Origin of the sequence: Pontiella sp., assembly GCF_041622395.1 — a bacterium.
In the GTDB taxonomy this organism is placed as follows: Bacteria; Verrucomicrobiota; Kiritimatiellia; order Kiritimatiellales; family Pontiellaceae; genus Pontiella.
Genome location: NZ_JBFJYW010000351.1, coordinates 1 through 3,528, shown reverse-complemented (window position 1 = coordinate 3,528; position 3,528 = coordinate 1). Strand labels below are relative to the sequence as shown.

General features: G+C 62.7%; 4 protein-coding genes. 3 read left to right on the top strand and 1 reads right to left on the bottom strand.

The window, feature by feature from the left end; all coding sequences use genetic code 11:
• The first annotated feature begins 60 nt into the window (after window positions 1–60).
• Genes ABYO54_RS15315 through ABYO54_RS15305 form a run of 3 tightly spaced genes read left to right on the top strand, consistent with a single transcriptional unit; the run spans window position 61 to window position 3,253 of the window.
• On the top strand, window positions 61–834 hold the full coding sequence (locus ABYO54_RS15315; RefSeq protein ID WP_372809108.1) for a 3-ketoacyl-ACP reductase: 774 nt from the start codon (window positions 61–63) through the stop codon (window positions 832–834).
• Complete coding sequence (locus ABYO54_RS15310; protein ID WP_372809107.1) at window positions 834–2,813, top strand: FAD-binding protein; 1,980 nt, start codon at window positions 834–836, stop codon at window positions 2,811–2,813. Before ABYO54_RS15315 ends, ABYO54_RS15310 begins: the two co-directional genes overlap by 1 nt.
• Window positions 2,807–3,253: a hypothetical protein gene (locus ABYO54_RS15305; RefSeq protein ID WP_372809106.1), complete on the top strand. Its 447-nt coding sequence runs from the start codon at window positions 2,807–2,809 to the stop codon at window positions 3,251–3,253. The genes ABYO54_RS15310 and ABYO54_RS15305 overlap by 7 nt, the downstream gene beginning before the upstream one ends.
• Here the strand turns inward: ABYO54_RS15305 and ABYO54_RS15300 are convergent.
• Window positions 3,232–3,528 (bottom strand): hypothetical protein (locus ABYO54_RS15300; RefSeq protein WP_372809105.1); only part of this gene is annotated, 297 nt, incomplete at its 5' end. The genes ABYO54_RS15305 and ABYO54_RS15300 overlap by 22 nt on opposite strands.

Below are 3,528 nucleotides of genomic sequence, written 5' to 3'. Positions count from 1 at the left end.
TTGGCGACTTTCGATCGGCGACCTACCGGCATTTGACTAACGACGATAAGGAGTGGCGAGATGAAAAAAGTGGCATTGGTGACCGGCGGGGGCCGGGGGATCGGTTTTGGCATTTGCGAACGGCTGGCGGCGGAGGGGTTCAACCTCGTGCTGAGCGGACGCAGCGATGCTTCGAAGGTGGCAGACTCCGTACAGGCATTGGAAAAAATGGGCGCGGAGGTGCTCTACTGTTCCGGCGACGTTTCGTCGGCGGGCGACCGCGCGGCGATGCTGGCGCAGATCCGGGACCGTTTCGGGCGGCTCGACGTGCTCGTCAACAACGCCGGGGTGGCGCCGAAGGTGCGCGCCGATATCCTCGAAGCGACGGAAGAGAGCTTCGAGTGGATCATGAAAATCAACCTGCAGGGGCCCTATTTCCTGACGCAGGCCTGCGCCAACTGGATGATCGAACAAAAGCGGGCCGATGACGCCTTCGGGGGCTGCATTATCACCGTGGGTTCCATTTCCGCCACGGTCGTCTCGCCCAACCGCGGCGACTACTGCGTCTCCAAGGCCGGCATCGGCATGATGAGTTCGCTCTTCGCCGCGCGGCTCGGCGAATATGCGATTCCCGTCTACGAAATCCGTCCCGGCATCATCAAGACCGACATGACGGCCGGGGTGACCGAAAAATACGACCACCTGATCCGCAACACCGAGCTGCTCGTCGAGAAGCGCTGGGGCCTCCCGGAGGATATCGGCAAGCTCGCGGCGGCCATGGCACGCGGCGACCTGCCCTATGCCAGCGGACAGGCCATCTACGTCGATGGCGGTCTAACCCTCCCGAGGCTCTAATGAAAGCATCCACGCTCAAGGTCGATAAGGAGACGGTTGTCGCGGTTTCCAAGGTCCATACGCTGGTGATCGGCTCCGGCGCGGCGGGGCTGAACGCGGCGGTTCAGCTGCATCGCCAGGGGATCGAGGATGTGCTGATCGTGACCGAGGGGCTCAAGATGGGCACCTCCATCAACACGGGCTCCGACAAGCAGACCTATTACAAAAGCGCCATGTGCGGCAACGACCTCGACGCGCCGCTGGCGATGGCGAAAAACTTTTTCGAACCGGGCTCGATGCACGGCGACCTGGCGCTGGTCGAAGCGGCGGTTTCCGGGCGCGGGTTCCTGAATCTGGTCAACCTCGGCGTCGAGTTTCCGCAGGATGCCTTCGGGCAGTTCATCGGCTATAAAACCGACCACGACCCCGCGCAGCGCGGCACGTCGGTCGGTCCCTATACCTCGCGCGACATGTGCCGCGCGCTGATCGCCGAAGTGCACCGCCGCGGCATTGCGGTGCACGAAAAGACCAACGTGGTCAGCCTGCTGGCAACGGGCGAGGGCCGGGCCCGGCGCGCCTGCGGTGCGCTCGCGCTCAACCGCGCCGGCGAGGTGGTGGCCTATGCCGCCGAAAACGTGGTCTATGCGGTCGGCGGGCCGGGCGGACTTTACAAAACCAGCGTCTATCCGGCCGTGCACACGGGCGCGATCGGTCTGGCGCTCAAGGCGGGCGCCATGGCGCAGGGACTGCCGGAGGCGCAGTATGGCCTGGCTTCGATCAAGTTCCGCTGGAACGTTTCCGGCACCTATATGCAGGTGGTGCCGAAGTTTGTTTCGACCGACGCCGACGGCCAAAGCAACCCGCGCGAATTCCTGCGCGACTATTTCCCGTCCGTCGGCAAGATGAACTCCAAGGTCTTCCTCAAGGGATACCAATGGCCGTTCGATTCCAAGAAGGTGGTCGGCGGCTCGTCCATCATCGATATCCTCGTCTACATCGAAACGGTCGAAAAGGGGCGGCGCGTTTTCCTCGACTACCGCGAGAATCCGGAAGGTTTTGTATTCGCGGACCTCGACCCGGAGGCCTTCGCATATCTCGAAAATTCGGGCGCGTTCCAGCCGACGCCGCTGGCCCGGCTCAAGCACATGAACCCCGGGGCGATCGATCTCTACGCCGATCACCACATCGACCTCGCCCGGGAACCGCTGGAAGTCGCCGTTTGCGCCCAGCACAACAACGGCGGATTGGCCGGCAACCGCTGGTGGGAATCGGTCAACATCAAGCACCTCTTCCCGGTGGGCGAGGTCAACGGTTCGCATGGCGTTGCCCGCCCCGGCGGTTCGGCGCTCAACGCCGGCCAGGTTGGCTCGTTGCGTGCCGCCGAATTCATTGCCAACGTCTATGCCGGCCGCGAGCTGAACATGGCCGATTTCAACCAGTCGGCCAAAACCGGAATCCGCGAGGTGCTCGGATTTCTGGCGCGATGCAAGGAATCGGGCACCGGTTGGCGTGCGGTTCGCAACGAGCTGCAGGAGCGCATGAGCAGGGCCGGGGCGCACATCCGTTCGCTCGACGGACTCAAACTCGCCGCGAAGGAGGCCAAGGCGCAGTTGGCAAAACTGGAGGCGGAAGGCTGCAAGGTTGAAAATGCCACGCAGGCCGTTCAGGCGTTGCGCAACCGCCAGCTCTGCTTCGCGCATTGGATGTACCTCGAGGCCTCGCTCTATGCCGTGAAGAGCGGTGTTGGGTCGCGCGGTTCGGCTTTGGTGCAGGATGCCGCGGGCATCCGCGCGCACGAGCGGCTCGATAAAGCCCGGTGGAGCTTCGCCGAAGAGGATGCCGGCTTTAGGGAAAAGGTGCTGGAGACCGTCTTTAAAAACGGCAAGGCGTCGAGCCGCTGGGTTGCCCGCCGCCCGATCCCCGAGAGCAACCTGTGGTTCGAGTCGGCCTGGGCGGATTACCGCGAGGGCCGGATTTATGCCCGGGAGCCAACATGCTGAAGAAACTCAACCCGAAAGAAGAACTGGCGTTCCTCAAGGAAATCCATGGCGCGGACCATTCGAAGTTGTTCGGGGTGCTGCGGGAGGCCTTTGCGCTGCTTCAAACCCGCGCCCAAATGCTGCTGGGGCTGGCGACCATCTGCCTGACCATCACCGGGTTTTCCGGCCCGCGCATGGCGCAGTCGAATGGGGTCAGCCGTTTCTTCATCGGCTTCGGGCTCATCTTCGTGCTGGCGGCGGTTGCCGCCGTACTCGTTGGCCCGCTGCGTTTCCGCTGGGTGACCGCCTGGAGGGCGGATACGATGGATGAAACGCTGATCGAAAACATTCGGCGCCGCGATTCGAAAACCAGCTGGTACCGCGTCGCCACCTTCCTTCTTTTGGTTGGACTGACCGGCTATCTGCTCAGCCTCGTTTTCTATTTATCCACGGTCGAATAGGCGGGGTGTTTTCTGAGCAGTCGTTTTTGACCGCCAAGGCGCAACGACGAGGGGCCTGTAATCCAGGGTAGAAGAAACCGTTGAAATACGGCAGGCACGAGGCCCCTTGTCATGGAGCACCGTGCGCCTTCGGCGCAATCGAAGCGCCCTTCCTGCGGACGCACCGAAATTTTTCTGCCGCCCCGTTTTTCTGCCTCCATTTCTCTATGCGTTTCAGCGGTGGCATGGAAAGTAGGACCGGCATCTTGCCTGTCTCTGCGGAGGATCGCGGGTCC